Consider the following 20,914-nt stretch of genomic DNA (forward strand, 5'->3'; position numbering starts at 1 on the left):
CAGGTCAGCAGCAGGTCCAGGGAGAGCAGGACACAGATGCCGGCGTCGATGCCGATCGGGAAGACGTAGGAGAAGTTGCCGAAGCCCTTCTTGAGTGCCAGTTCCCGCACGGCGGCGTAGGAACCGGCGAAACCGATCCCCGCGATGATCAGGGCGCCCGACACGACCACACCGATGAGAACGCGGTGCATCCGAGTCAGCTTCAGTGGCGCGGCCACTCGTACTCCCCTCCCCTTGCATGCTGTTGCGCGCAACAGGGTGGCACATGTGTACGGCGAACGTCGTGCCGGTACGGCCGTAGCCCGGCCCCGCGGAGGGCCGGGTTCCGGCAAACAGGCCCAGACCGGGTCCTGTTGACGTCCTACGGGGCCGTCAGCCCTTCTTCGCCGCCGAAGCGGACGGGGAGGCGGACTTCGACGCGGAAGCCGACGGGGACGCGGACTTCGACGCGGAGGCCGACGGCGACGCGGGGGCCTTGCCACCGCCCGTGCTGCTGGTCCCGCCCGAGCCGCCGCCGTCGCCGTTCGCGGACGACACCGAGGCCACCGCCTCCTTCACCGCCTGCTCCGCGGCCTTCGCCAGCTCACCGGCGTCGGGCGCCTTGTCACCGGCCAGACCGGCGCCGTTGTAGTCCAGGGTGACGACGACGTTCTCGACCCGGGCGACGACCGTCTGCTGCTTGAAGTCGCCCTCCTTCTTCTTCAGGTCGTAGCGCACCGTCGTCGCCTCGTCGCCCGCCCCGGCGACCGGCTGCGACGTGGTGTTCTTCGCACCCGCCGTCGACTTCGCCTCCTGCACCTGCTTCAGGAAGTACGCGTGGGCCTGCTCGTTGCCGGAGCCACGCGAGGCGTCCGACGCGAAGCGCAGCAGTGAGACGTTCAGCCAGCGGAACTGCGAGCCCTTCACACCCTTGTTGTCCAGGCTGTTCCAGGAGCAGCTGGTCCGCGTAGCGATGTCGCCGGAGCTGCCCTCCTTGCCCTTGGGGCCCTTGGGCACCAGGTCCTCCAGCGTCTTCTTCGACAGCACCCCGCACGCCTGCGGCAACTTGGCGTACGCCGCTGCCTGCACGGTCGGCGACGCGCTCGCCGACGACGACGAACTGCTCGCGCCGGCGCTGGAGCCGGCCTTGGCCTGGTCACCGGAGCCGGAGTCCGAGGAGGAGCAACCGGCGGCCACCAGCATCACGGGGACGGCGGCCGCGCAGACAAGGACGCGGTTCAGCCGCGCTGCGCGCTGCGGGCGCTTCGTACGCATCTCACGCTGGTCGTCACGCTGGGCTCGTCGCTGCATGGTTCCTTCACTCATGTGGCTCGTGGTTCCTGCGGTCGGAACGGGTCCGAGGGGCCACGGTACGCGGTGCCGCAGCCACGCGGTCGGGCTTCGTCCGCTCTCCGGACGGCGGCGGCGGGGAGCGCCGGGCGGGTCAGCCGGACAGTGAATCGTCCAGCTGCGCCGCCAGTTTCCGGGCGCTGTCCTGCATTTCCTTGCTGTCCGGGACCGCGGTGACGGTCGTCGGCTGCTCCTCGTACCGGATGGTCACGATGACGTTCGACGTGCGGAACGCCACAGTCACCGTGCGCTGCTTGGCCGTCGAACCCGGGCCGCCCAGCTGGTCGTCGAGGAACGCCTCGTCGCCGACGTCGTCCAGGGTGCGGGGCTGGAGGTCGGTGGTGGGCGAGGCCGACGGCGACGGGGAGACGGATCCGGAAGCGGACCCGGACGGCGCACCGGACGGCGACGCGGAGGGCGCGGTGGAGGGTGCCGTCGGGGACGGCGTTCCGGACGGGCTCGAGGTGTCGAAGTCCGCGGTGGCCGAGGTGCGCGGCGCCGGCAGGTCGGCCGCCGTCTCCAGGCGCGCGAAGAGCTGCTCGGCCTGGGTGTCGTCGCTGACGGCGCTGTCGTAGGAGACGACCCGCTCGAAGTCCACGGAGAGATGGTCGGTGGCGGCCGCGGACTCCACCTTCCAACGGCAGCCGACCTTGCGGTCGGTGTTGTACGTCAGCTCCGCCTCGCCCTGGTAGGCCTTCTGCCGCTGCTCCTCGTCGGTGATCTGCCGGATGCCGGGCAGCAGCGCGTCGAGGGTGTCGTGGCCGACCACGCCGCACGGCTCGGGCAGCGTGCGGTACTTGCCGGGCTCGGCGACCGCGGTGGCCGTGGCGGGCTCTCCGGGGTTGGAGTTGTCGGTACGGCCGCCCTCGTCGGAGCCGCTGGTGCAGGCGGCCAGCAGCGCCGCGAGAAGGGCGACGGTGCCGGGTACGTACGCCTTGCGCTGCACGGGTGAGGCTCCTCTCGACGGTGCGCGGGCGGTCGGTGTCCGCGCTGGTTATTCGCTTGCCGCACGGGGGCGCCCCCTGTGCACCATGTGTATCGCACGCACGACCGTGGACGCCGGTCCGTTGTCCATTTCATCGACCTTGGCGCCGGTTTTTGCGATCCAAGACTTTTGTTCTGTTTTCCGGGGGAATGAGGAAACCGAGATGTCGTACGTAGAGCTGCCCGGCGCCAAGGTGCCGATCCGTATGTGGACGGATCCGGCGACGGTCGAGGACGGGGCACTGCAGCAGCTGCGGAACGTGTCGACCCTGCCGTGGATCAAGGGCCTGGCCGTCATGCCCGACGTCCACTACGGCAAGGGCGCGACGGTCGGCTCGGTCATCGCGATGCAGGGCGCGGTGTGCCCGGCGGCGGTCGGCGTGGACATCGGCTGCGGGATGTCGGCGGTGAAGACGTCACTGACGGCGAACGACCTGCCGGGCGACCTGTCACGCCTGCGCTCGAAGATCGAGCAGGCGATTCCGGTGGGGCGGGGGATGCACGACGCCCCGGTCGACCCGGGGCGGTTCCACGGGCTGGCCACGGCCGGGTGGGACGACTTCTGGGGGCGGTTCGGGGGCGTCGCCGAGGCGGTCAAATTCCGTCAGGAACGGGCGACAAAGCAGATGGGAACGCTCGGAAGCGGCAACCATTTTGTTGAAGTGTGCACGGATACGACCGGTTCCGTCTGGCTCATGCTGCACTCCGGCTCCCGCAACATCGGCAAGGAGCTCGCTGAGCACCACATCGGCGTGGCCCAGAAGCTCCCGCACAACCAGGGCCTGGTCGACCGCGACCTGGCGGTCTTCGTCGCGGACACCCCGCAGATGGCGGCGTACGAGCACGATCTCTACTGGGCGCAGGAGTACGCCAAGCACAACAGATCGATCATGATGGCGCTCCTTAAGGATGTGATCCGCAAGGAGTTCAAGAAGGCCAAGGTGACCTTCGAGCCCGAGGTGAGCTGCCACCACAACTACGTCAGCCGCGAGCGCTACGACGGCATGGACCTGCTCGTCACCCGCAAGGGCGCGATCCGGGCCGGCTCGGGCGACTATGGGATCATCCCCGGCTCCATGGGCACCGGCTCGTACATCGTGAAGGGCCTCGGCAACGACAAGTCCTTCAACTCCGCCTCGCACGGCGCGGGCCGCCGGATGAGCCGCAACGCGGCCAAGCGGCGCTTCACGACCAAGGACCTGGAGGAGCAGACCCAGGGCGTGGAGTGCCGCAAGGACTCCGGCGTCGTCGACGAGATCCCGGGCGCCTACAAGCCGATCGATCAGGTCATCGACCAGCAGCGGGACCTCGTCGAGGTCGTGGCGAAGCTGAAGCAGGTGGTCTGCGTCAAGGGGTAATCACGCAATGAACCGGAGGGGCCGGCCGCGGCGGCGAGCCCCTCCGGACGGTGCAGACCGCGGGAGCAGTGTGGTCATACGGCCGGGATCGTCGTTCCTGATGCCTTCCAGACAGGAATCACAGCAGCCGGGTCGAAACATCGATGTTGTTCACCCCTGTGAGTTAACTGAGCTGCTTTTCCAGGAGTGTTACGGCGTACGGGCTGCCCCCGCCGTCCGTTTTCCCGGGCTGTTCGCCGACCACCCGGTAGCCCGCCGACTCGTAGTAGGCGCGCAGGCGGGGGTTGGTCGAGAGGCAGTCCAGGCGGGCGTGGGGGCGGCCTGTTGCCGTTATGCGGGACTCGGCCTGGGCCAGCATCGCTTGGCCCGTGCCGGGTGGGGCCGTGTGCGGGGTGGTCATCAGGCGGTGGATGTAGCCGGCGTCGGCAGGGCGGGGGCCCCAGGCCGCCTCGTCGGTCCACCACAGCTCCCAGGCGCCGGTCAGGGTGTTCCCGGCGTAGGCGAGCCAGACCTCGCCCTCGCGCATACGACGGACGAAGTGGGCCTCGTCCTTCTCGCCCGGCTTCCACTGGTCGATGCCCCGGGCCAGCTGCCACAGGGCCGCGGTGTCGCGCAGGCGGACCAGGAGCGGGGCGTCGGCCTCCGTGGCCTTGCGGTAGGTCAGGGCCGGGTGGGCCGTGGGGCGGGGCTCCAGGAGGGCCTCGCGCAGGGTGGCCGCGAGGCTGGTCGCGTCCATGCCGAGGGCGTCGGTGACGTACGCCTCGACGCTGCCGTACCGCTCCTTCAGGGCGGCCAGGAACAGGCGCATGATCGCGGCGGGCGCGCGGCCGAAGCCGGGCCAGGTGGGGGACGCGCCGCCGTTGCGGGTGCGCCAGTCGGCGAGCAGGGCCCCGGTGGCCAGTTCCGTGAGGCTGAAGTCCTCGGTGATCGTCGCCTCGTCGATGCCGAGGAGGGCGAGGACGAGGGCGGCGATCTCGCCGGTGCGGTCCTTGCCGGAAGCGCAGTGGAAGACGACGGGGGTGCCGCGCCGGGCCGAGTCCGCGATGGTCTCCAGGGCCTCGCGGATCTCCTTGACGCCGTCCTCCGCCACCTCCATGAAGCGTTCGGCCAGGTAGGGGCCAGGCTCGATGTCGGGGGTCAACGCCGCCTGGTTGTACGGGCGGTGCTCGATGCTCAGGTGGTGGTACGTGAGCGAGGCGTGCTCGGGGACGCGGCCGGAGCGCTCGATCTCCCACGGGTGGCGCAGGTCGATGACCGTGCCGACGCCGAGGGACAAAAAGCGGTCCCAGTCCGCCGTGCCCTCGCTGAGCTTGCCGAGGGAGTCGGAGCGGTAGAGACGGCCGGGGCGGACCCGGTGGGTGCCGTCGGGGGTCGGATAGCCGCCCAGGTCGCGGAAGTTGCGCAGGGCGTCGAAGGGTATGTGTCGGTCCACCCGCCTATTCAGCCCTACTTGGCGTGCCGGACGGCGTAGATCATGACGAACGCCACGATGTGGATGCCGAAGAGGAAGTACGCCAGGAAGATCCACACCTGGCGTTCGTCCTTCGTCTCCTGGGCCAGGCGGCGTTGCTCCGGCGACAGTTCGGGCTCGTCGTCGGCCATCAGCGTTCCCGGTGGACCTTGGTGTTGGACGCCTGGGCGCGCGGCCGGACCACCAGCAGGTCGATGTTGACGTGGCTGGGGCGGGTGACGGTCCAGGTGATGGTCTCGGCGACGTCGTCGGCGGTCAGCGGTTCGGCGACGCCCTCGTAGACCTTCTCCGCCCGCTCCCGGTCGCCGCCGAAGCGGGTGAGGGCGAACTCGTCCGTCTTGACCATGCCGGGCGCGATCTCGACGACGCGGACCGGCTTGCCGACGATCTCCAGGCGCAGCGTCTCGGCGAGGACGTGCTCGCCGTGCTTGGCGGCGACGTAACCGGCACCGCCCTCGTAGGTGCTGAGGCCGGCGGTCGACGACACGACGACGACCGTGCCGTCGCCGCTCGCCTCCAGCTTGGGCAGCAGGGCCTGGGTGAGGTTGAGCGTGCCGATGACGTTCGTCTCGTACATCGCGCGCCAGTCGTCCGGGTCGCCGGTGGCGACCGGGTCGGCGCCGAGGGCTCCGCCGGCGTTGTTCACCAGCACGCCGATCGTCTTGAACGCGGTCGCGAACTCGTCGACGGCGGCGCGGTCGGTGACGTCCAGCGGGTACGCCGTCGCGGAGTGCCCGGCGGAGTTGATCTCCTCGGCGATCGCCTCGATGCGGTCCTTGCGGCGGGCGGTGAGGACGACGCGGTAGCCGGCGGCGGCCAGCCGGCGGGCCGTGGCGGCGCCGATGCCGCTGCTCGCGCCGGTGACGACGGCGATGCGGGCGGCGGCGGACGGTGCGGCGGTGGCCATGGGCTGCTCCTCGGACGTCTGTGCGCTGGCTCGCCCCAGGATAGGCGGCGGCGCCGCCAGGCGGCCGGGGCCGGTCAGCCGTTGCCGCGCGGCGCCCACATGATCAGCGCCATGCCGGCCAGGCAGACGAGGGCGCCGGCCAGGTCCCAGCGGTCGGGCCGGTAGCCGTCGGCGACGGCGCCCCACAGCAGGGACCCGGCGACGAAGATCCCGCCGTAGGCGGCGAGGACGCGGCCGAAGTGGGCGTCGGGCTGGAAGGTGGCGACGAAGCCGTACGCGCCGAGGGCGAGGACGCCGCCGACGGCCCACAGCGAGCCGCGGTGTTCGCGCACGCCCTGCCAGACCATCCAGGCGCCACCGATCTCCAGGATCGCGGCGAGAACGAAGAGGGCGGCCGACTTCAGGATGGGCATGCGGGCAGCTTGGCACACGGCCCGTGGGGGTCGGCCGGGACCGGGACGGCGGCACCGGGCCGGGGAGGGGGCGCGAGCGGTGGGGTGGTGTCACCTGATGGACGGCGCCTGGGCCGGGGCCGGTGGGGGATACATGGCAGCGATGTGCCGGACGGTCGGTGAGGAGTGGGTGGCGTGCGAAGGCTTGCGATGTGGGGTACGGCGCTGGCGGCGCTCGGTGCGGTCACGGTGGGCGGGCCGGCGGGTGCCGCCGTCGCGGTGGCCGGGCCGGGCGCCGGGCAGGTGGTGCGGGAGGCGGACCTCGCGTACCACGGGTCGGTGGTGCTCAGCCGGGGCCGGGTCCGGGTGGAGCTGACGTCGCGCAACGAGGGGCCGGCGGCGGTGCCGGAGGCGGCGGTGCGGCTGCGCTGGTCGGTGCCGCTCGCCGACGGCGGGCAGCGGCTGCCGGACGGGTGTGTGCGCACCGGCGCGCGGGACGTGGTGTGCCGTACGGGCGCGCTCACCGCGGGCGAGGTGGGCGAGCGGATCGATCTCGACCTGCGGCTGCGCGGCCGGCCCGCGGAGGTGCGGCTGGAGATCGGCACGGTGTGGCGCGGCGGCGTCCCGGACCACAACCGGGCGAACGACCGCTACCAGGTGCTCGTGCTGGACACCGGGGACGCGTACCCCTTCTGACGGCTCCGGCCCGGCCTCCGCGCCGCCGGCACGGCGGGCTGTCGCTGCGTCGTACGCTTTCTGCATCACGCAAGCGAAGGGGTGCGGCGGATGGCGCGGGACGGGCGGGCGCGGCTGCTGGAGGAGCTGTCGGGCGTGTCCCGGCGGTACATGGCGTCGTACGCCTTGTTCAACCAGGCCGTCGCCGACCACCTGCGGCTGCATCCCACGGATGTGCAGTGCCTGAACCTCCTCACGCTGGAGGAGGGGCCCGTGACCACGGGCCGGATCGCGGAGCTGACGGGGCTGACGACCGGGTCGGCGACGCGTCTGGTGGACCGGCTGGAGAAGGCCGGCTATGTGCGCCGGGAGCGGGACGCGGCGGACCGGCGCAAAGTGCTGGTGGTGACCGTGCCGGAGCGCATCGCCGAGTTCGGCCGCATGTGGGACCGGCTCGGCGGCGGCTGGTACGCCCTCTTCGACGACCTGGACGAGTCCCAGCTCGGCGTCATCGTCGACCACATGCGCCGGACGACGCGGTTCGGCGCGGAGCAGGTGGCGCGGCTGCGGGCGGGGGACGTCTAGGGCCTGTCGTCGGGATCAGGCCCTGGGCCGCCGGAGGCTCGGCTTCCGGAGGTCCGGGACAGGTCGGCGTACAGGATGATGTTGTCCGGGCGGTGGCCTGCGCGCAGGTCGCCGCCGCAGGTGATGACGCGCAGTTCGGGGCGGGTGGTGTCGCCGTACACCCGCTGGGTGGGGAAGTGTTTCTTGTCCACCTGCTGCAGGGCGCGGACGGTGAAGACGGCGGTGGAGCCGTCGGCGCGGTCGACGGTGATGGTGTCGCCGGGACGCACCCGGGCCACGTCGCGCAGGACCGCGGGGCCCTTGGCGGTGTCGAAGTGGCCGATCAGCACGGCCGGTCCGGTCTGGCCGGGGGTGACGCCCTCCCGGTACCAGCCGATGCGGTCCGCCTGGTCGACGGACGGTACCTGGACGGTTCCGTCGGCGGCCAGGCCGAGGGCGAGGACGGGGGAGGTGTCGACGCCTGCGGCCGGGACGCGGACCCGCACGGGCTTGGCGGCGGGCAGCGGCGCCGGTGGGGAGGGGGACGCGACCGGGCTGGGCGCGGCCGGCGGCGGCGGGGTGGAGGCGGTGATGTTCGCGGCCGGACCGTGTGCGGCCGGTGCGCCGGTGTCGGCGCGTACGGCGGTGAGCGTCATCCAGGTGCCGACGGCCAGCGCGGCCCCTGCCGGCACCGCGATCCAGCGCAGGCGGCTGCGGTAGGGCGGGGGCGGGGCGTCCTGGGCGGAGGGCGCGTTCATCGGGGTTCCTCGGGCTCCTCGGGCTCTTCGGGTGCGCTGGCGGAGCCGCGGAAGGCGGGCCGCCGGTGACGACCGGTGGCCCGCCAGGGTGCAGTGCTGACCGGGGGGTCAGACGCCCGCGCCGGTGCGGCGCCGACGGACCACGTAACCGAGGCCGATCACGCCGGCCGCGGCCAGGGCGGCGCCGCCCGCCAGCATCGCGGTGTCGTGCTCACCACCGGTGCCCTCGGCGCCCGCGGCCACACCGCCGGCCGGGACGACCTTGGTCTGGGTGGTCTTGGCCGGAGCAGTCGGGGCGGTCTCCGTCGTGCCGGTGCCGCTGTGCTTCGAGGTGCCCGTGTCCTTGCCCGTGCCGGTGTCCGTGTTCAGGCAGCCCTTGGGGAGCTTGGGGAAGCGCGTCTCGCGCCACGGGGCGTCGCCGCCCTGGTTGTTGTCGAGGAAGAGCGGGGCGGTGCTGAAGGCGTCCTTGATCTTCAGGCCGTTGACGGTGTCCTCGAGGCGGTTGCGGTCCACGGTGGACACCGCCTTGCCCTTGTCGTCCTTCAGCACGGCCTTGGGGCCGGTGCGGAGGCTGTTGGTGAGGTCGACCGTCCAGCCGCCGAAGCGGGAGGGGATGGTCTGCATCACGGTGCACTTGCCGAGGACGGTGACCTCGCCGGTGCCGGTGCCGGTGCCGGTGCCAGTGCCGGTGCCGGTGCCCGTACCTGAACCGGTCCCCGTCCCGGAACCCGTCCCCGTCTGCACGCAGTCCTTCGGCAGTGCCGGGAACGGCGTCTCGCGCCACGGCATCGGGTCGCCCTGTGAGCGGTCGAGAAAGAGCGGGCTGGTGGTGTCCGCGTTCTTGATCTTGAGGCCGTTGGTGAGGTCCTCGGGGTGGGCGCGGTCCACCGTGGCGACCGACTTGCCCTTGTCGTCCTTGAGCACGGCCTTCGGGCCCGCCGAGAGGCTGTTGGTCAGGTCGACCGTCCAGCCGCCGAACGCGGAGGGGACGGTCTGCGTCGCGGTGCAGTGCGCGTCGGTGTTGCCCTGGCCGTCGGCGGCGAAGGCGACGGCCGGCGTGAGCAGGGCGCCGGCGAGCGCGGCGGTGGCGACGGCGGCGCGGAGTACGACGCGGTGGCGCGAGAACACAGCAGACATGGTGATCCCCCCAGGGACGGCACGAGTGGTGAAGACAAGGAGATCGCCCCGCGCGGTCCTTGGTCCGGCCCCCCGGTTCGGCCCTGCGCTGTGCGATGCCGCAAGTCTGCTGATCACATGACCTTGATCGGTGCGAGAACCGTCACCACTGCGTAACGGGGCGACGGCGCACTTCCAGGGCTGTCTCTCCGGCTGCCTCTCGGGCCGCTTCCCGGGCTACTTCTCCGGCCTCCCGCCGTTCTCCGCGTCGTAGCGCTCGCGGGCCGCGTGCACCTCGTCGAAGTGGGTCTCCGCCCAGTCCTTCACGGCGGTCAGCAGCGCGGCGAGGCTGCTGCCGAGCGGGGTGAGCGCGTAGTCGACGCGGACCGGGACGGACGGGGTGACGGTACGAGTGACGATGCCGTCGCGTTCGAGGGTGCGCACGGTCTGGGTGAGCATCTTGGGGCTCACGCCGGCGATCTTGCGGCTGAGGTCGCTGTAGCGCATGGGTCCGGCGGACAGGGCGGCGACGACGAGGCTGACCCACTTGTCGCTGAGCCGGCCGAGGAGTTGGTTGGTGGGGCATTCGCGCAGGAAGGCGTCGTACTCGATGCGGGCCTGTTCGCGGCGCTGGGCCGCGGTGGTGGTCGCCATGGCTCTCCTCCCGGTGCGGTAGGCACCTCCAGGTAACTACTTCCCTATGGATAGTAGCTCTCTTTACGGTTGTTCTCGCCGTCAGGGGCACAGGAAAGTGCCCGGAGAACAGGGAGAGTTGACATGCGTGCTGCAGTGGTGAGGACCTTCGGTGGGCCCGAGGCAGTGGAGGTCGTGGAGACGGAGCGGCCGGAGCCGGGCGCGCGGCAGGTGCGGATCAGGGTCGCCGCGAGCGCGCTGAACCCCGTGGACGCGGGGGTGCGTGCCGGGGCGTTCGGAGGCGCCGGCAAGCAGATCGGGCTGGGCTGGGACATCGCCGGGACGGTCGACGCGACCGGTGTCGCCACGGCCTGGAGCGTCGGGGACGAGGTCGTGGCGCTGGACTACGGCATGGTCGAGCCGCTCGGCGCGCACGCCGAGTACGTCGTCGTCGACACCGACGCGGTGGCCGGGGCGCCGGCCACGGTCGACGCGGTGCACGCCGCGACGCTGCCGCTGAACGCGCTGACCGCCGTACAGGCCCTTGATCTGCTGGAGTTGACGCCGGGGCAGTCGCTGCTGGTGACGGGCGCGGCCGGGGCGGTCGGCGGGTACGCCGTGCAGCTCGCCGCCCACCGGGGTGTGACGGTGACGGGGCTGGCCCGGGAGGGCGACGCGGAACTGGTGCGCTCGCTGGGCGCCGCGCACGTCACCGCAGTTGAGGCCGGTGCCTTCGACGCGGTGCTGGACGCGGCGGTGCTCGGTGAGACGGCGCTGGCGTGGGTGCGGGACGGTGGCGCGTACACCGGGGTGATTCCGCAGGCCCAGCCCGCCTCCGTGCGCGGGGTGCGCACCGCGGCGGTCGAGGTGAGCGCCGACGGGGCGCGGCTGGCGGAGCTGGTGCGGCTGGTGGACGAGGGGGTGCTGACCCCGCGGGTGGCCGAGACGTTCGCGCTGGACGACGCGGCCAAGGCGCACGCCCGGCTCGCGGAGGGCGGGGTGCGCGGACGTCTGGTGCTGGTGCCGTAGCGGTACCGGCTCAGTGCCCGTGGCCCTCGGGTGCCGTGCGCGGCAGGAGGCGTACGAGGGGCAGGCAGGCGGCGACGGAGACGGCGACCACGGTGAGGGTCACGGTCAGGGCGTGGCCCTCACCGCCGTCGGGCACGGCGGCGAAGTACACCGTGGTCACCGCGGCGGCGCCGAGTGCGTTGGCCAGTTGACTCTGCGTCATGCAATATCTGCGTCACGCAGATAAATATCCAGAGGTCGGCTCGTGGCGTCAAGGAGTTATGTGGTGCGGCGGTCAGTGAACCGCCCTCGCGTACGCCGTCGGCGGCACCCCGACCGTCGATGTGAAGTCGCGGATCAGGTGGGCCTGGTCGGCGTAGCCGAGGGTGGCGGCGAGGGCGGCCCAGTCGACGCCGGTGCCGCTTTCGGCGTGCTCCAGGGCCTCGTGGATGCGGTAGCGCAGGATGACCCACTTGGGGCCTACGCCGACGTAGGTGGCGAAGAGGCGTTGCAGCAGTCGTACCGACAGGCCCTCGGAGCGGGCCAGTTCGGTGACCCGGCGGATCGTGCGGTCGGTGCGGACCCGGTCGACCAGGGTCATCGCGAGGTCCGCCTGCGGATCGGGGTGCGGGTCGAGAGCGAGCAGGAAGGCGTCGAGTGCGGCGACGCGGGCGTCCTCGTCGTCGGGGGTGAGGACGGCGGCCGCGTCCACGTCCGTCAGCGGGAGGCGTCTGCCCGTCCAGTGCGACACCGGGCGCCCCGGGCGGAAGGGGCGGAAGCCGCCGGGGCGGAACTGGATGCCGCACACCCGGCCCCGGCCCTCCAGTTTGTGTGTGGACACCTCCAGGCCGACGCCGGAGACCTCGGCGAACGGCTCCTGTCCCGAGTACCGCTGGAAGACGATGTTCACCGAGGGGTGCGGGACCACGTGGCTCGCGTACGGCTGGGACAGGTCCCAGTCGATCAGCCAGTAGTGCTCCAGGTAGGGGCGCAGTGGCTCGGCCGGCATGCGGCGGCGGAAGTCCACGTGCGCGAAGAGGGCGGCGGCGTCGACGATGCCCCGGGTGTCACGGCGAGGAGCGGCCATGCCGGGATCGTAGGACGGGGCTGTGACAGCGGCCCCCGAGCAGGGCCGGGGTCCTGCCGGCGGTCGGTGGAATACGGGGGGCGGGGTGGCGGTTGGGCGATATAGTTCAATAATCAACTAACTGGAGGGTGAGCGACCATGCAGTTCGGTATCTTCAGCGTGGGCGACGTCACGCCGGACCCCACCACCGGCCGGACGCCGACCGAGCGCGAGCGCATCAAGGCCATGGTCGCCATCGCGCTGAAGGCCGAGGAGGCCGGGCTCGACGTGTTCGCCACCGGGGAGCACCACAACCCGCCGTTCGTGCCCTCGTCCCCGACGACCATGCTCGGTTACATCGCCGCGCAGACCGAGAGGCTCATCCTCTCCACGTCCACCACGCTGATCACCACCAACGACCCGGTGAAGATCGCCGAGGACTTCGCGATGCTCCAGCACTTGGCCGACGGGCGCGTGGACCTGATGATGGGCCGCGGCAACACCGGGCCGGTCTATCCCTGGTTCGGGCAGGACATCCGGCAGGGCATCAACCTCGCCATCGAGAACTACGCCCTGCTGCACCGCCTGTGGCGCGAGGACGTCGTGAACTGGGAAGGAAAGTTCCGCACCCCGCTGCAGGGCTTCACCTCCACCCCCCGGCCGCTGGACGGCGTGGCGCCGTTCGTCTGGCACGGCTCCATCCGCTCCCCGGAGATCGCCGAGCAGGCCGCGTACTACGGCGACGGGTTCTTCCACAACAACATCTTCTGGCCGGCCGACCACACCAAGCGGATGATCGAGCTGTACCGCAACCGGTACGCCCACTACGGCCACGGCACGCCCGAGCAGGCGATCGTCGGCCTCGGCGGGCAGGTGTTCATGCGCAAGAAGTCCCAGGACGCGGTGCGCGAGTTCCGGCCCTACTTCGACAACGCGCCGGTCTACGGCCACGGGCCCTCCCTGGAGGAGTTCACCCGGGACACCCCGCTGACCGTCGGCTCCCCGCAGCAGGTCATCGACAAGACGCTGTCCTTCCGCGAGTACGCCGGCGACTACCAGCGCCAGCTGTTCCTGATGGACCACGCCGGGCTGCCGCTCAAGACCGTGCTGGAGCAGATCGACCTGCTCGGCGAGGAGGTCGTGCCGGTGCTGCGCAAGGAGTTCGCCGTCGGCCGCCCGGCCGGTGTGCCCGAGGCGCCGACCCACGCCTCCCTGCTCGCGACCGCCCGTAAGGAGGCCACCGTATGAAACTCGTCGTCATCTCCGCGGGGCTGAGCGTGCCCTCCTCCACCCGGCTGCTCGGCGACCGGCTGGCCGCCGCCACCGCCGAGCGCACCGGGGCCGAGGTGCGGGTGATCGAGTTGCGTGACCTCGCCGTGGCGATCGCGCACACCTTCACCAGCGGCTTTCCAGGCACGGAGCTGTCGGACGCGTTCGACGCGGTGAGCGCGGCGGACGGGCTGATCGTCGTCACGCCGGTGTTCTCGGCGTCGTACAGCGGACTGTTCAAGTCCTTCTTCGACGCCCTCGGCGCCCACGACCAGGACGCGCTCGCGGGCAAGCCGGTGCTGATCGCCGCGACCGGCGGCACCGCACGGCACTCCCTGGTGCTGGACCACGCCCTGCGGCCGCTGTTCGCCTACCTGCGGGCCGTGGTCGTCCCGACCGGTGTCTACGCCGCCTCCGAGGACTGGGGCGCGGAAGGCCTGCCGGAGCGGATCGAACGGGCTGCGGGCGAGCTGGCCGCGCTGACGGCCGGGCTGTCCACGGCCCGGCCGCCGGCCCAGCGGGACGCCTTCGACGTCGTCCCCTTCGAGCAGCGGCTGGCCGCGCTGCGGCCGACGGCCTGACCGGACAGCGGGGGCTCCGCCCCGAGCCCCCGCTGCCCCCGCTGCCCCCCGGCGCCGGCGGCTCGGGCAGAGTCCGTGACCGGGGTCCCCGGTCACGGACCCCGTGACGGTGAGATCCGAGTAAGAAGGGTGATCGTCGCACCACTCGCCCGACCGCACCGCCGCTGGCCTTGGCAGACTGGTCGGGTGCCCCAGACAGTGCTCCTCGCCGAAGACGACCGCGCCATCCGCCACGCCCTGGAACGCGCCCTCACCCTGGAGGGCTACCAGGTGACCGCGGTCGCCGACGGCGTGGAGGCGCTCGCGCACGCCCACAAGTCGCCGCCGGACGTGCTCGTCCTGGATGTGATGATGCCCGGCATCGACGGACTGCAGGTCTGCCGCGTGCTGCGCGCCGAGGGCGACCGCACACCCATCCTCATGCTGACCGCGCTGGTGGAGACCGCCGACCGGATCGCCGGGCTCGACGCCGGCGCCGACGACTACGTCGTCAAGCCGTTCGACGTCGAGGAGGTCTTCGCCCGGCTGCGCGCCCTGCTGCGCCGCACCAGCCCCGACGCCCCCGCCCCCGCGGTGACCCGCGAGGAGCCGCAGCTGCCCGAACGGCACATCGAGGCCGCAGGCATCCGCATGGACCCCCAGGCCCGCCGGGCCTGGCGCGGCGGGCGCGAGCTGGAACTCACCCGCACCGAGTTCGAACTGCTGGAACTGCTCGTGCGCAACGCGGGCATCGTGCTCGACCACTCCACGATCTACGACCGGATCTGGGGCTACGACTTCGGCCCCGGCTCCAAGAACCTCGCCGTGTACGTCGGCTACCTGCGCCGCAAGCTCGACGAGCCCGGCGCCCCGCAGCTGATCCACACGGTGCGCGGCGTGGGTTACGTGCTGCGGGAGGACTGACATGGGGCGCGGCCGTCTGCGCCGCCTGGTGTCCGGGCGGCGCCCCGGACTCGTCTCCCTGCGCACCACGTTCGCGGTGTCCTTCGCGGCCGTCACCGCCGCCGTCACCGTCCTGGTCGGCATCCTGTCCTACAACGCCGCCGCCCGGCTGGTGCGCGTCGACCAGCAGTCGGTGTTCGACGAGGTCGTGCAGGACGTGCGCAGCGAGGTGCGCCAGCACCGGATGTCCCCGGAGGACTTCTCCTCCTCCGCTCCCGGTCACGACGTCGTCCGCCCGGCCCGCACCAATGTGCAGGTGCTCGGCGCGGACGGCGCGGTCTCCGACAGCGGCAGCCCCGCGCTGCCGGTCACCGAGGCCGACCGGACCGTCGCGGCCGCGGGCAGCGCCGGGCGCATGGTGCTGCACAAGGACGTGGACGTCGGCAGCGACGTGTACCGCGTCGCCACCGTCTCCCTCGGCGGGAAGCGCGGCGCGGTGCAGGTGGCCCAGGAGTTCAGCGACACCGAGGACCTGCTGCGGGCGCTGCAGCAGCGCACGCTGATCCTGATGGCGGCGGTCGTGGTCGCGGCCGGGCTGTTCGGCTGGTGGCTGGCCCGGCGCATCACCCGCCGGCTGATCGTCCTGACCGCCGCCGCCGAGGACGTGGCCCGCACCCGCCGGCTCGGCATCCAGGTGCCCGTCACCGGCTACGACGAGGTGGGCCGCCTCGGCCGCGCCTTCGACCGGATGCTGGGCCGGCTCGCCCAGTCCGAGGAGGACCAGCGCCGCCTGGTCCAGGACGCCGGGCACGAGCTGCGCACGCCGCTGACCTCGCTGCGGACCAACATCTCCCTGCTGAAGCGGATCGACGAACTGCCGCCCGGCTCCCGCGAGGAGCTGGTCGCCGACCTCGGGCAGGAGGCCCGCGAGCTGACCGACCTGGTCAACGAGCTCGTCGACCTCGCCGCCGGCCAGTCCGACAGCGAGCCGCCCCAGCGGGTGGACCTCGCCGACCTCGCCGAGGACGTCGCGGGTCTCGCCCGCCGCCGTACCGGCCGCGAGATCGTGCTGCGCGCGAGCGGCGACACGACGACGTACGGCCGGCCGGGCATGCTCCAGCGGGCGGTGTCCAACCTGGTGGAGAACGCCACCAAGTTCGACCGGGACGGCACCTCGCCCATCGAGATCAACGTCGCCGGCCCGGCCCGCCCCGGCACGGTCCGTGTCGAGGTCCTCGACCGCGGGCCCGGCATCACCGACACCGACCTGCTGCGCGTCTTCGACCGCTTCTACCGCGCCGCCGACGCGCGCTCCCTGCCCGGTTCGGGCCTCGGCCTGTCCATCGTGCGGGAGGTCGCCCTGGTTCACGGCGGAGCGCCGTTCGCGCAGCACCGCGAGGGCGGCGGCTCGGTGATCGGCTTCACGGTGGCGGGGGCACCGGCGCGGCGGGAGGAAGACGGCGGCTGACGGTGACGGAGGCCACGGCCGATCATGACGTCGTGCAGGTCGCGGCGCAGGACGAGGCACAGGTCGTCCGGGCCGTGCGGGCCGCACGGACGGGCGCCCTGGTCGAGCGAGGCGGGCCCGGCGTCAGTCCTGAAGTGCCCGACCGGTGCGGCGGGCGTACGCGCGGGCCGCTCGGGCGCGGTCGCCGCAGCGGGTGGAGCACCACTGGCGGCGGCCGTGCCGCAGCAGGTAGCGGGTGCACGGCGGTGAGCCGCAGGCGGTGAGGCGGTCGGCGTCGGGGCCGGTGAGCAGGTCGGCGGCGTCGGCGGCGAGGGCCGCGAGGGCGTGTTCGAGGATCTGGGTGGTGGGGTGGGCGGCGGCCCGGTGCAGTCCGCGTGTGGTGTCCCAGTGCAGCAGCGCGGTGGCCGGGGCCTTCGTCATCGCGTCGTTGACCGCTGCCAGGGCGCCGGCCGGCGCCGGCTGCCCGTCGACGCGGGAGGCGATCAGCGCGCGGATCTGCTCCCGCAGCGAGCGCAGTTGCGCCGCGCACATCTCCCGCAGGCCTGCGTCGGCCGGGGCGAGGCCGCGTTCGGCCAGCCAGCGGGTGGCGTCCGCCGGGCTCGACAGCAGGTCGAGGGTGTGCCCGCCGGGCACGGCCATCGCGCTGTTGGCGAGGTCGAGCGCCAGGTACTGCTCGGCGCCCGGCGCGGGCGGGGCGGCCGGTTCCAGGGGCTCGGCGGGCGCGGTCTGCGTCATGTTCCTCATGGTACGGCTTGCGCCCATCCGTGAGGTACGACTACCGTTCTTCTCACGGATAGACATCGGGTCATCCGTGACATCCCTCTGTGAGGTGCTTCGACGTGTCCTCTTCCGACCTCCCCGTGCACACCTACGGCGGCCCCACCGCCCTCATCGAGTACGGCGGCCTGCGCTTCCTCACCGACCCCACCTTCGACGAGCCCGGCGACTACCCGATCGGCGGCGGCCGCGCCCTCACCAAGACCGCCCCGTCCCGCACCACCCCGGCCGCCCTCGGCCGCGTCGACGTCGTCCTGCTCTCGCACGACGAGCACCCCGACAACCTCGACCACTCCGGCCGCGCCCTGCTCGCCGGCGTACCGCTCACGCTCACCACGACCGGTGGTGCGCGGCGGCTCGGCGCGGGGGCCCAGGGCCTCGCGGACTGGGAGCCGGTCGAGCTGGACCGGCCCGGCGGCGGCACGCTGACCGTCACCGGCGTACCCGCCGTGCACGGCCCCGGCACCAAGGAGCAGGTCGAACCCGTCGCCGGCCAGGTCACCGGGTTCGTCCTGACCGGTGAGGGTCTGCCCACGGTCTACGTCAGCGGCGACAACGCCTCCCTGGACGCCGTCCGGGAGATCGCCGACCGGTTCGGACCGGTCGACACGGCGGTGCTGTTCGCCGGTGCGCCGCGAACCCCCCTCTTCGACGGCGCGCTGCTCGTCCTGGACGGCGCCGGCGCCGCCGAGGCCGCCCGCCTGCTCGGCGCCCGCCGGGTGGTCCCCGTGCACTGCGACAGCTGGACCCACTTCACGGAGGGCCGCGAGGACGTGGTCAAGGCCTTCGCCGAGGCGGGGCTGGCCGACCGGCTCGTCGTGGACTGACGCCGCGCGCGGCGGGCCGGCGCGCCGCCGGCCCGCCCGGGGCGATCGGCTACGGCGTCACCACCTTGCCCCCGGACGTCCGCTCTGCAGATGCGGCACCGCGAACTGGTGCAACTCCTCCTGCAGATCAAGGTAGTTGCGGACCGGGAAACCCCTCCATGCGGATGCTCGTCTCCACGATGTCCGCGTGGTCGAAGCGCGGCGACGGTGTGCCGGGGGTTCGGCGCAACGAGGCGCCGGAGGCGGGACGTTCGCCCTCCCGCAGCCCACCGTGTCCCGGGACCGTTCGGCCCCCGTACGCTGCCGGGACCGCACCACGTCAGCCGACCCCTGGGAGAGCCGCGTGACCAGCCCTGAGAAACAGCCGTTCCTGTACGTCGTCGTCTGCGCGGCCGGGGTCGCCGGTGACGTCGGCAAGCTGATCACGGCGGCGCAGGGGCAGGGCTGGGAGGTCGGAGTGGTCGCCACCCCGCAGGGCCTCGGTTTCATCGACGCCGAAGCGGTCGAGGCGCAGACCGGTTACCCGATCCGTTCGGCCTGGCGTCGCCCGGGTGATCCCCGCCCGCTGCCTCCGGCGGACGCGATCGCCGTCGCCCCGGCGACCTTCAACACGATCAACAAGTGGGCCGCGGGCATCTCCGACACCCTCGCCCTGGGCATCCTGTGCGAGGCGTACGGCATGGGCACCCCCATCGCCGTCCTGCCCTGCCTGAACGCGGCCCAGGCCGCCCACCCCGCCTACCGGAAGAGCCTGGAACGGCTACGGGAGATGGGCGTCCGCATCGGCGGCCACGAGCCGCCCGGGGGATCCGAGGCCGGGGGAGGCGCCTTCGCCTTCCGCTGGGAGGAAGCACTGGAGCTGCTGGAGCCCGGCCGGGTGTGAGGGCGGCAGCTGTTCGGCACCGGCGCGGGCACGGGTCCGAGCACCGCAGCCGGCGGCCACCGGGGCGAGGGCGGAGGGCTTCCGTTCAGGCGCTGTCGCGCGTGGCATCAGGAGTAGCGTGGCAGGTGCGAAGCGGTCCCGTTGTCGCACCTGCTCTCAGGACGGGTGGTCTTCATGAGCGGCTCGGATTCACCACCGGTTCCCCGACGTCTGCCCAGCGGTGTCCACGAGGCCGTGGGGCCGGGGTGTGCGCTTCTCCGGCTGGAGACCACCGCATCACGCGAAGGTCTCCTCGACGGTGCGTGGTGGCCGCGCTCGCGCAACATCGGTGCCGAGCTGCCCGCGCTGCTGAGCGCACTCGTCGCACATGTCGGCCCCGTGACCCGCGTGGGACTGGACACCGCAGCCTGGGAAGGTCTCCCGACGCGTATCGTCGTGGACGACCAGGTGGTGCACATCGATTCCTTCCCGGACGGTGACGACACGGTCCTGATCACCCGGGGCGACCGGGACATCTTCTCGCTGCTGGTGGTCCCGCCGGACGCGACACCGGACGCCGCCCGCGCCGCGATGGCCCAGGCGGTCCGGGCGGACAACGCCAGCCAGGCGGAACAGATCCTCATCGATACCGGGAGCGGGCACGGCCCGTCGGGCTGACGGGCGCCGGGGCACAACCGGCACAACGGTGCGGGCGGCGCGGGGGGAGGTCAGCCGCGCCATTCCACCATGAGCAGCGTCGCGTCGTCGCTGGTCTGTCCGCCCCGCGCCCGCTTGAGCGTGTGGGACAGGGCACGCGTCACCGCCCGGATGCCGCGGCCGGTCCGCTCCAGATGGTTCACACAGTCGATCAGCTGGTCCTCCCCGAACTCCTCCCCACGGCTGTTGTGCTCCTCGATCAGTCCGTCGGTGAAGCAGAGGACGCGGTCCCCGCGCGCCAGCCCCAGCTCACTGATCCGGGGCACCGAACCACCCAGGCCGACGGGGAGCGTCGTCGGGGCGACCAGGCGCTGCGCGACGCGGTGGTCGCGGACCAGGATGGGCGGCGGGTGCCCGGCGTTGACCCACTGCACCCGCCCCGTCATCGTGTCCAGCTGCATCATCTGCGCGGTGACGAAGTGCTCGGGACCGAACTGTCTGGCCACGGCCCGGTCCATGAAGTCGTAGATCTCCGACAGCCCGATGTCCTGGCGGCGGGCGTGGCGGTAGGCGCCGATGGCCACGGTGGCCATCGTGGCCGCGTTCAGTCCGTGACCCATGGCGTCGATCATGACCACGTGGAGGATGTCGTCGTTGAGGGCGTAGTCGAAGCTGTCGCCGGCCACGTCGTAGGCGGGTTCCAGGATCCCGGCCACGGCGACCCGGGGCATGATCATCGCCAGCGGTGGCAGCAGGGACCACTGGATCTCCGCGGCGACGGTCATCGCCTCGTCGCGCCGGACCCGGAAGAACAGGTCGGAGTAGCCGTGCTTGGTCACCAGCAGGTCGGCCACCAGGCCGGAGATCCGGTGCAGCAGACGGCGGTCGTGGTCGTCGACGCCGTCCAGCGTCACCGCCATGACCCCTACCTGGTCACCGCCGTCCAGCAGCGGCAGATGGATCCGTACGCCGTCGTCCTCGGGCACCTCGACGGGGACCGCGTCGAGAAAGCAGCGGCCCGCGGCGGAGTCGTCGATCACCTGCGATTCCCCGCCCGCGAGGCCGTCGCCGGGCAGAGGTACGAGCAGCAGCTGGCCGTAGTCCTGCAGCAGTACCTGCGGACTGCGGCCTCCCAACCGCTCCACCACGTCGGCGACCAGCGGCCCGATCAGATGGGGAGGCAGCTCGTGCGCGCGGTCGAGGACCGCGCCGAGCAGCGCTTCCCCGAAGCTCTCGGCGCGGTCCCCGCGCCGTCCGTGCGTCACCGTCCCGCCCTCCATGGTTCGCACGCGGCGGTTGCGGCGGGGGACGATGAAGAGGTTGCTCGTGC

Annotated in this window: 25 protein-coding genes and 1 pseudogene; 11 read left to right on the forward strand and 15 right to left on the reverse strand. The window is 72.4% G+C overall.

Translation table 11 applies throughout. The features are described from left to right. From AB0J12_RS35820 to AB0J12_RS35830, 3 genes are all read right to left on the reverse strand, one after another. Window positions 1-218: DUF2637 domain-containing protein (locus AB0J12_RS35820; RefSeq protein WP_363268876.1), on the reverse strand; the 218-nt coding region annotated here is incomplete at its 3' end. Window positions 219-372: 154 nt separating this feature from the next. Then, window positions 373-1,305 (reverse strand): DUF3558 family protein, encoded by a 933-nt coding sequence (locus AB0J12_RS35825; RefSeq protein WP_363268877.1) that lies wholly within the window; start codon window positions 1,303-1,305, stop codon window positions 373-375. Window positions 1,306-1,423: 118 nt separating this feature from the next. After that, window positions 1,424-2,275, reverse strand: coding sequence for a DUF3558 domain-containing protein (locus AB0J12_RS35830; RefSeq protein ID WP_363268878.1), 852 nt, complete (start codon window positions 2,273-2,275; stop codon window positions 1,424-1,426). A 202-nt stretch (window positions 2,276-2,477) separates the two neighbouring features. Here AB0J12_RS35830 and AB0J12_RS35835 point away from each other — a divergent pair, with 202 nt between their 5' ends. Next, window positions 2,478-3,671 (forward strand): RtcB family protein, encoded by a 1,194-nt coding sequence (locus AB0J12_RS35835; RefSeq protein WP_363268879.1) that lies wholly within the window; start codon window positions 2,478-2,480, stop codon window positions 3,669-3,671. Window positions 3,672-3,834: 163 nt separating this feature from the next. On the opposite strand, the gene AB0J12_RS35840 is transcribed toward AB0J12_RS35835, so the two are convergent. The 4 genes from AB0J12_RS35840 to AB0J12_RS35855 all read right to left on the reverse strand — a co-directional run bounded on the left by AB0J12_RS35840 (window position 3,835) and on the right by AB0J12_RS35855 (window position 6,462). Next, window positions 3,835-5,103, reverse strand: a complete 1,269-nt coding sequence (locus tag AB0J12_RS35840; protein ID WP_363268880.1) for a tyrosine-protein phosphatase — start codon at window positions 5,101-5,103, stop codon at window positions 3,835-3,837. Between the two features lie 14 nt (window positions 5,104-5,117). Beyond that, complete coding sequence (locus AB0J12_RS35845) at window positions 5,118-5,273, reverse strand: hypothetical protein (RefSeq protein WP_363268881.1); 156 nt, start codon at window positions 5,271-5,273, stop codon at window positions 5,118-5,120. Next, window positions 5,273-6,049, reverse strand: a complete 777-nt coding sequence (locus AB0J12_RS35850) for an SDR family NAD(P)-dependent oxidoreductase (protein ID WP_363268882.1) — start codon at window positions 6,047-6,049, stop codon at window positions 5,273-5,275. Before AB0J12_RS35850 ends, AB0J12_RS35845 begins: the two co-directional genes overlap by 1 nt. Before the next feature lie 74 nt (window positions 6,050-6,123). Next, the gene (locus AB0J12_RS35855; RefSeq protein WP_363268883.1) at window positions 6,124-6,462 is read right to left on the reverse strand and encodes a YnfA family protein; all 339 of its coding nucleotides are present in this window, start codon (window positions 6,460-6,462) and stop codon (window positions 6,124-6,126) included. Window positions 6,463-6,636: 174 nt separating this feature from the next. On the opposite strand from AB0J12_RS35855, the gene AB0J12_RS35860 reads away from it, so the two are divergent. Together AB0J12_RS35860 and AB0J12_RS35865 are read left to right on the forward strand one after the other, a co-directional pair. Continuing rightward, window positions 6,637-7,137, forward strand: coding sequence for a hypothetical protein (locus AB0J12_RS35860; protein ID WP_363268885.1), 501 nt, complete (start codon window positions 6,637-6,639; stop codon window positions 7,135-7,137). A gap of 90 nt (window positions 7,138-7,227) precedes the next feature. Continuing rightward, window positions 7,228-7,701 (forward strand): MarR family transcriptional regulator, encoded by a 474-nt coding sequence (locus tag AB0J12_RS35865; RefSeq protein WP_363268886.1) that lies wholly within the window; start codon window positions 7,228-7,230, stop codon window positions 7,699-7,701. Here AB0J12_RS35865 and AB0J12_RS35870 read toward each other — a convergent pair. The 3 genes from AB0J12_RS35870 to AB0J12_RS35880 form a co-directional block, all read right to left on the reverse strand. Beyond that, window positions 7,698-8,438 carry a class F sortase gene (locus AB0J12_RS35870; protein WP_363268887.1) on the reverse strand — a complete coding sequence of 247 codons (741 nt, stop codon included), beginning with the start codon at window positions 8,436-8,438 and terminating at the stop codon, window positions 7,698-7,700. The genes AB0J12_RS35865 and AB0J12_RS35870 overlap by 4 nt on opposite strands. 108 nt (window positions 8,439-8,546) lie before the next feature. Beyond that, the gene (locus tag AB0J12_RS35875; protein WP_363268888.1) at window positions 8,547-9,575 is read right to left on the reverse strand and encodes a hypothetical protein; all 1,029 of its coding nucleotides are present in this window, start codon (window positions 9,573-9,575) and stop codon (window positions 8,547-8,549) included. 216 nt (window positions 9,576-9,791) lie between these two features. After that, window positions 9,792-10,208 carry a helix-turn-helix domain-containing protein gene (locus AB0J12_RS35880; RefSeq protein ID WP_363268890.1) on the reverse strand — a complete coding sequence of 139 codons (417 nt, stop codon included), beginning with the start codon at window positions 10,206-10,208 and terminating at the stop codon, window positions 9,792-9,794. Window positions 10,209-10,331: 123 nt separating this feature from the next. Here AB0J12_RS35880 and AB0J12_RS35885 point away from each other — a divergent pair, with 123 nt between their 5' ends. Next, window positions 10,332-11,216, forward strand: coding sequence for an NADP-dependent oxidoreductase (locus AB0J12_RS35885; protein ID WP_363268891.1), 885 nt, complete (start codon window positions 10,332-10,334; stop codon window positions 11,214-11,216). A 10-nt stretch (window positions 11,217-11,226) separates the two neighbouring features. On the opposite strand, the gene AB0J12_RS35890 is transcribed toward AB0J12_RS35885, so the two are convergent. Both AB0J12_RS35890 and AB0J12_RS35895 read right to left on the reverse strand, forming a co-directional pair. Continuing rightward, window positions 11,227-11,418: a hypothetical protein gene (locus AB0J12_RS35890; protein ID WP_363268892.1), complete on the reverse strand. Its 192-nt coding sequence runs from the start codon at window positions 11,416-11,418 to the stop codon at window positions 11,227-11,229. Between the two features lie 72 nt (window positions 11,419-11,490). After that, window positions 11,491-12,282 (reverse strand): helix-turn-helix domain-containing protein, encoded by a 792-nt coding sequence (locus AB0J12_RS35895; RefSeq protein ID WP_363268893.1) that lies wholly within the window; start codon window positions 12,280-12,282, stop codon window positions 11,491-11,493. Between the two features lie 138 nt (window positions 12,283-12,420). On the opposite strand from AB0J12_RS35895, the gene AB0J12_RS35900 reads away from it, so the two are divergent. The 4 genes from AB0J12_RS35900 to AB0J12_RS35915 all read left to right on the forward strand — a co-directional run bounded on the left by AB0J12_RS35900 (window position 12,421) and on the right by AB0J12_RS35915 (window position 16,461). Then, window positions 12,421-13,509, forward strand: coding sequence for an LLM class flavin-dependent oxidoreductase (locus AB0J12_RS35900; protein WP_363268894.1), 1,089 nt, complete (start codon window positions 12,421-12,423; stop codon window positions 13,507-13,509). Then, entirely contained in the window at window positions 13,506-14,111 is a 606-nt protein-coding gene (locus AB0J12_RS35905; protein ID WP_363268895.1) for an FMN reductase, read from the forward strand. Before AB0J12_RS35900 ends, AB0J12_RS35905 begins: the two co-directional genes overlap by 4 nt. A gap of 198 nt (window positions 14,112-14,309) precedes the next feature. Then, window positions 14,310-15,014 (forward strand): response regulator transcription factor, encoded by a 705-nt coding sequence (locus AB0J12_RS35910; protein ID WP_363268937.1) that lies wholly within the window; start codon window positions 14,310-14,312, stop codon window positions 15,012-15,014. 1 nt (window position 15,015) lies between these two features. Next, window positions 15,016-16,461: a HAMP domain-containing sensor histidine kinase gene (locus AB0J12_RS35915; RefSeq protein ID WP_363268896.1), complete on the forward strand. Its 1,446-nt coding sequence runs from the start codon at window positions 15,016-15,018 to the stop codon at window positions 16,459-16,461. Window positions 16,462-16,584: 123 nt separating this feature from the next. Here AB0J12_RS35915 and AB0J12_RS35920 read toward each other — a convergent pair whose 3' ends face one another. Continuing rightward, window positions 16,585-17,205: a CGNR zinc finger domain-containing protein gene (locus AB0J12_RS35920; protein ID WP_363268898.1), complete on the reverse strand. Its 621-nt coding sequence runs from the start codon at window positions 17,203-17,205 to the stop codon at window positions 16,585-16,587. 95 nt (window positions 17,206-17,300) lie between these two features. Between AB0J12_RS35920 and AB0J12_RS35925 the strand changes: the two genes are divergently transcribed. Then, window positions 17,301-18,065, forward strand: coding sequence for an MBL fold metallo-hydrolase (locus AB0J12_RS35925; protein WP_363268900.1), 765 nt, complete (start codon window positions 17,301-17,303; stop codon window positions 18,063-18,065). 75 nt (window positions 18,066-18,140) lie between these two features. Here the strand turns inward: AB0J12_RS35925 and AB0J12_RS35930 are convergent. Next, window positions 18,141-18,261, reverse strand: a pseudogene (locus tag AB0J12_RS35930) (NADP-dependent oxidoreductase); the annotation flags it as partial. 147 nt (window positions 18,262-18,408) lie between these two features. On the opposite strand from AB0J12_RS35930, the gene AB0J12_RS35935 reads away from it, so the two are divergent. Further along, window positions 18,409-18,948: a flavoprotein gene (locus AB0J12_RS35935; RefSeq protein WP_363268901.1), complete on the forward strand. Its 540-nt coding sequence runs from the start codon at window positions 18,409-18,411 to the stop codon at window positions 18,946-18,948. Between the two features lie 174 nt (window positions 18,949-19,122). After that, complete coding sequence (locus AB0J12_RS35940) at window positions 19,123-19,605, forward strand: DUF5994 family protein (RefSeq protein WP_363268902.1); 483 nt, start codon at window positions 19,123-19,125, stop codon at window positions 19,603-19,605. Window positions 19,606-19,655: 50 nt separating this feature from the next. Here the strand turns inward: AB0J12_RS35940 and AB0J12_RS35945 are convergent, their stop codons facing one another. Next, the gene (locus AB0J12_RS35945; RefSeq protein WP_363268903.1) at window positions 19,656-20,849 is read right to left on the reverse strand and encodes a GAF domain-containing SpoIIE family protein phosphatase; all 1,194 of its coding nucleotides are present in this window, start codon (window positions 20,847-20,849) and stop codon (window positions 19,656-19,658) included. Between the last annotated feature and the right edge of the window lie 65 nt (window positions 20,850-20,914).

Origin of the sequence: Streptomyces sp. NPDC049915 (assembly GCF_040656475.1) — a bacterium.
In the GTDB taxonomy this organism is placed as follows: Bacteria; Actinomycetota; Actinomycetes; order Streptomycetales; family Streptomycetaceae; genus Streptomyces.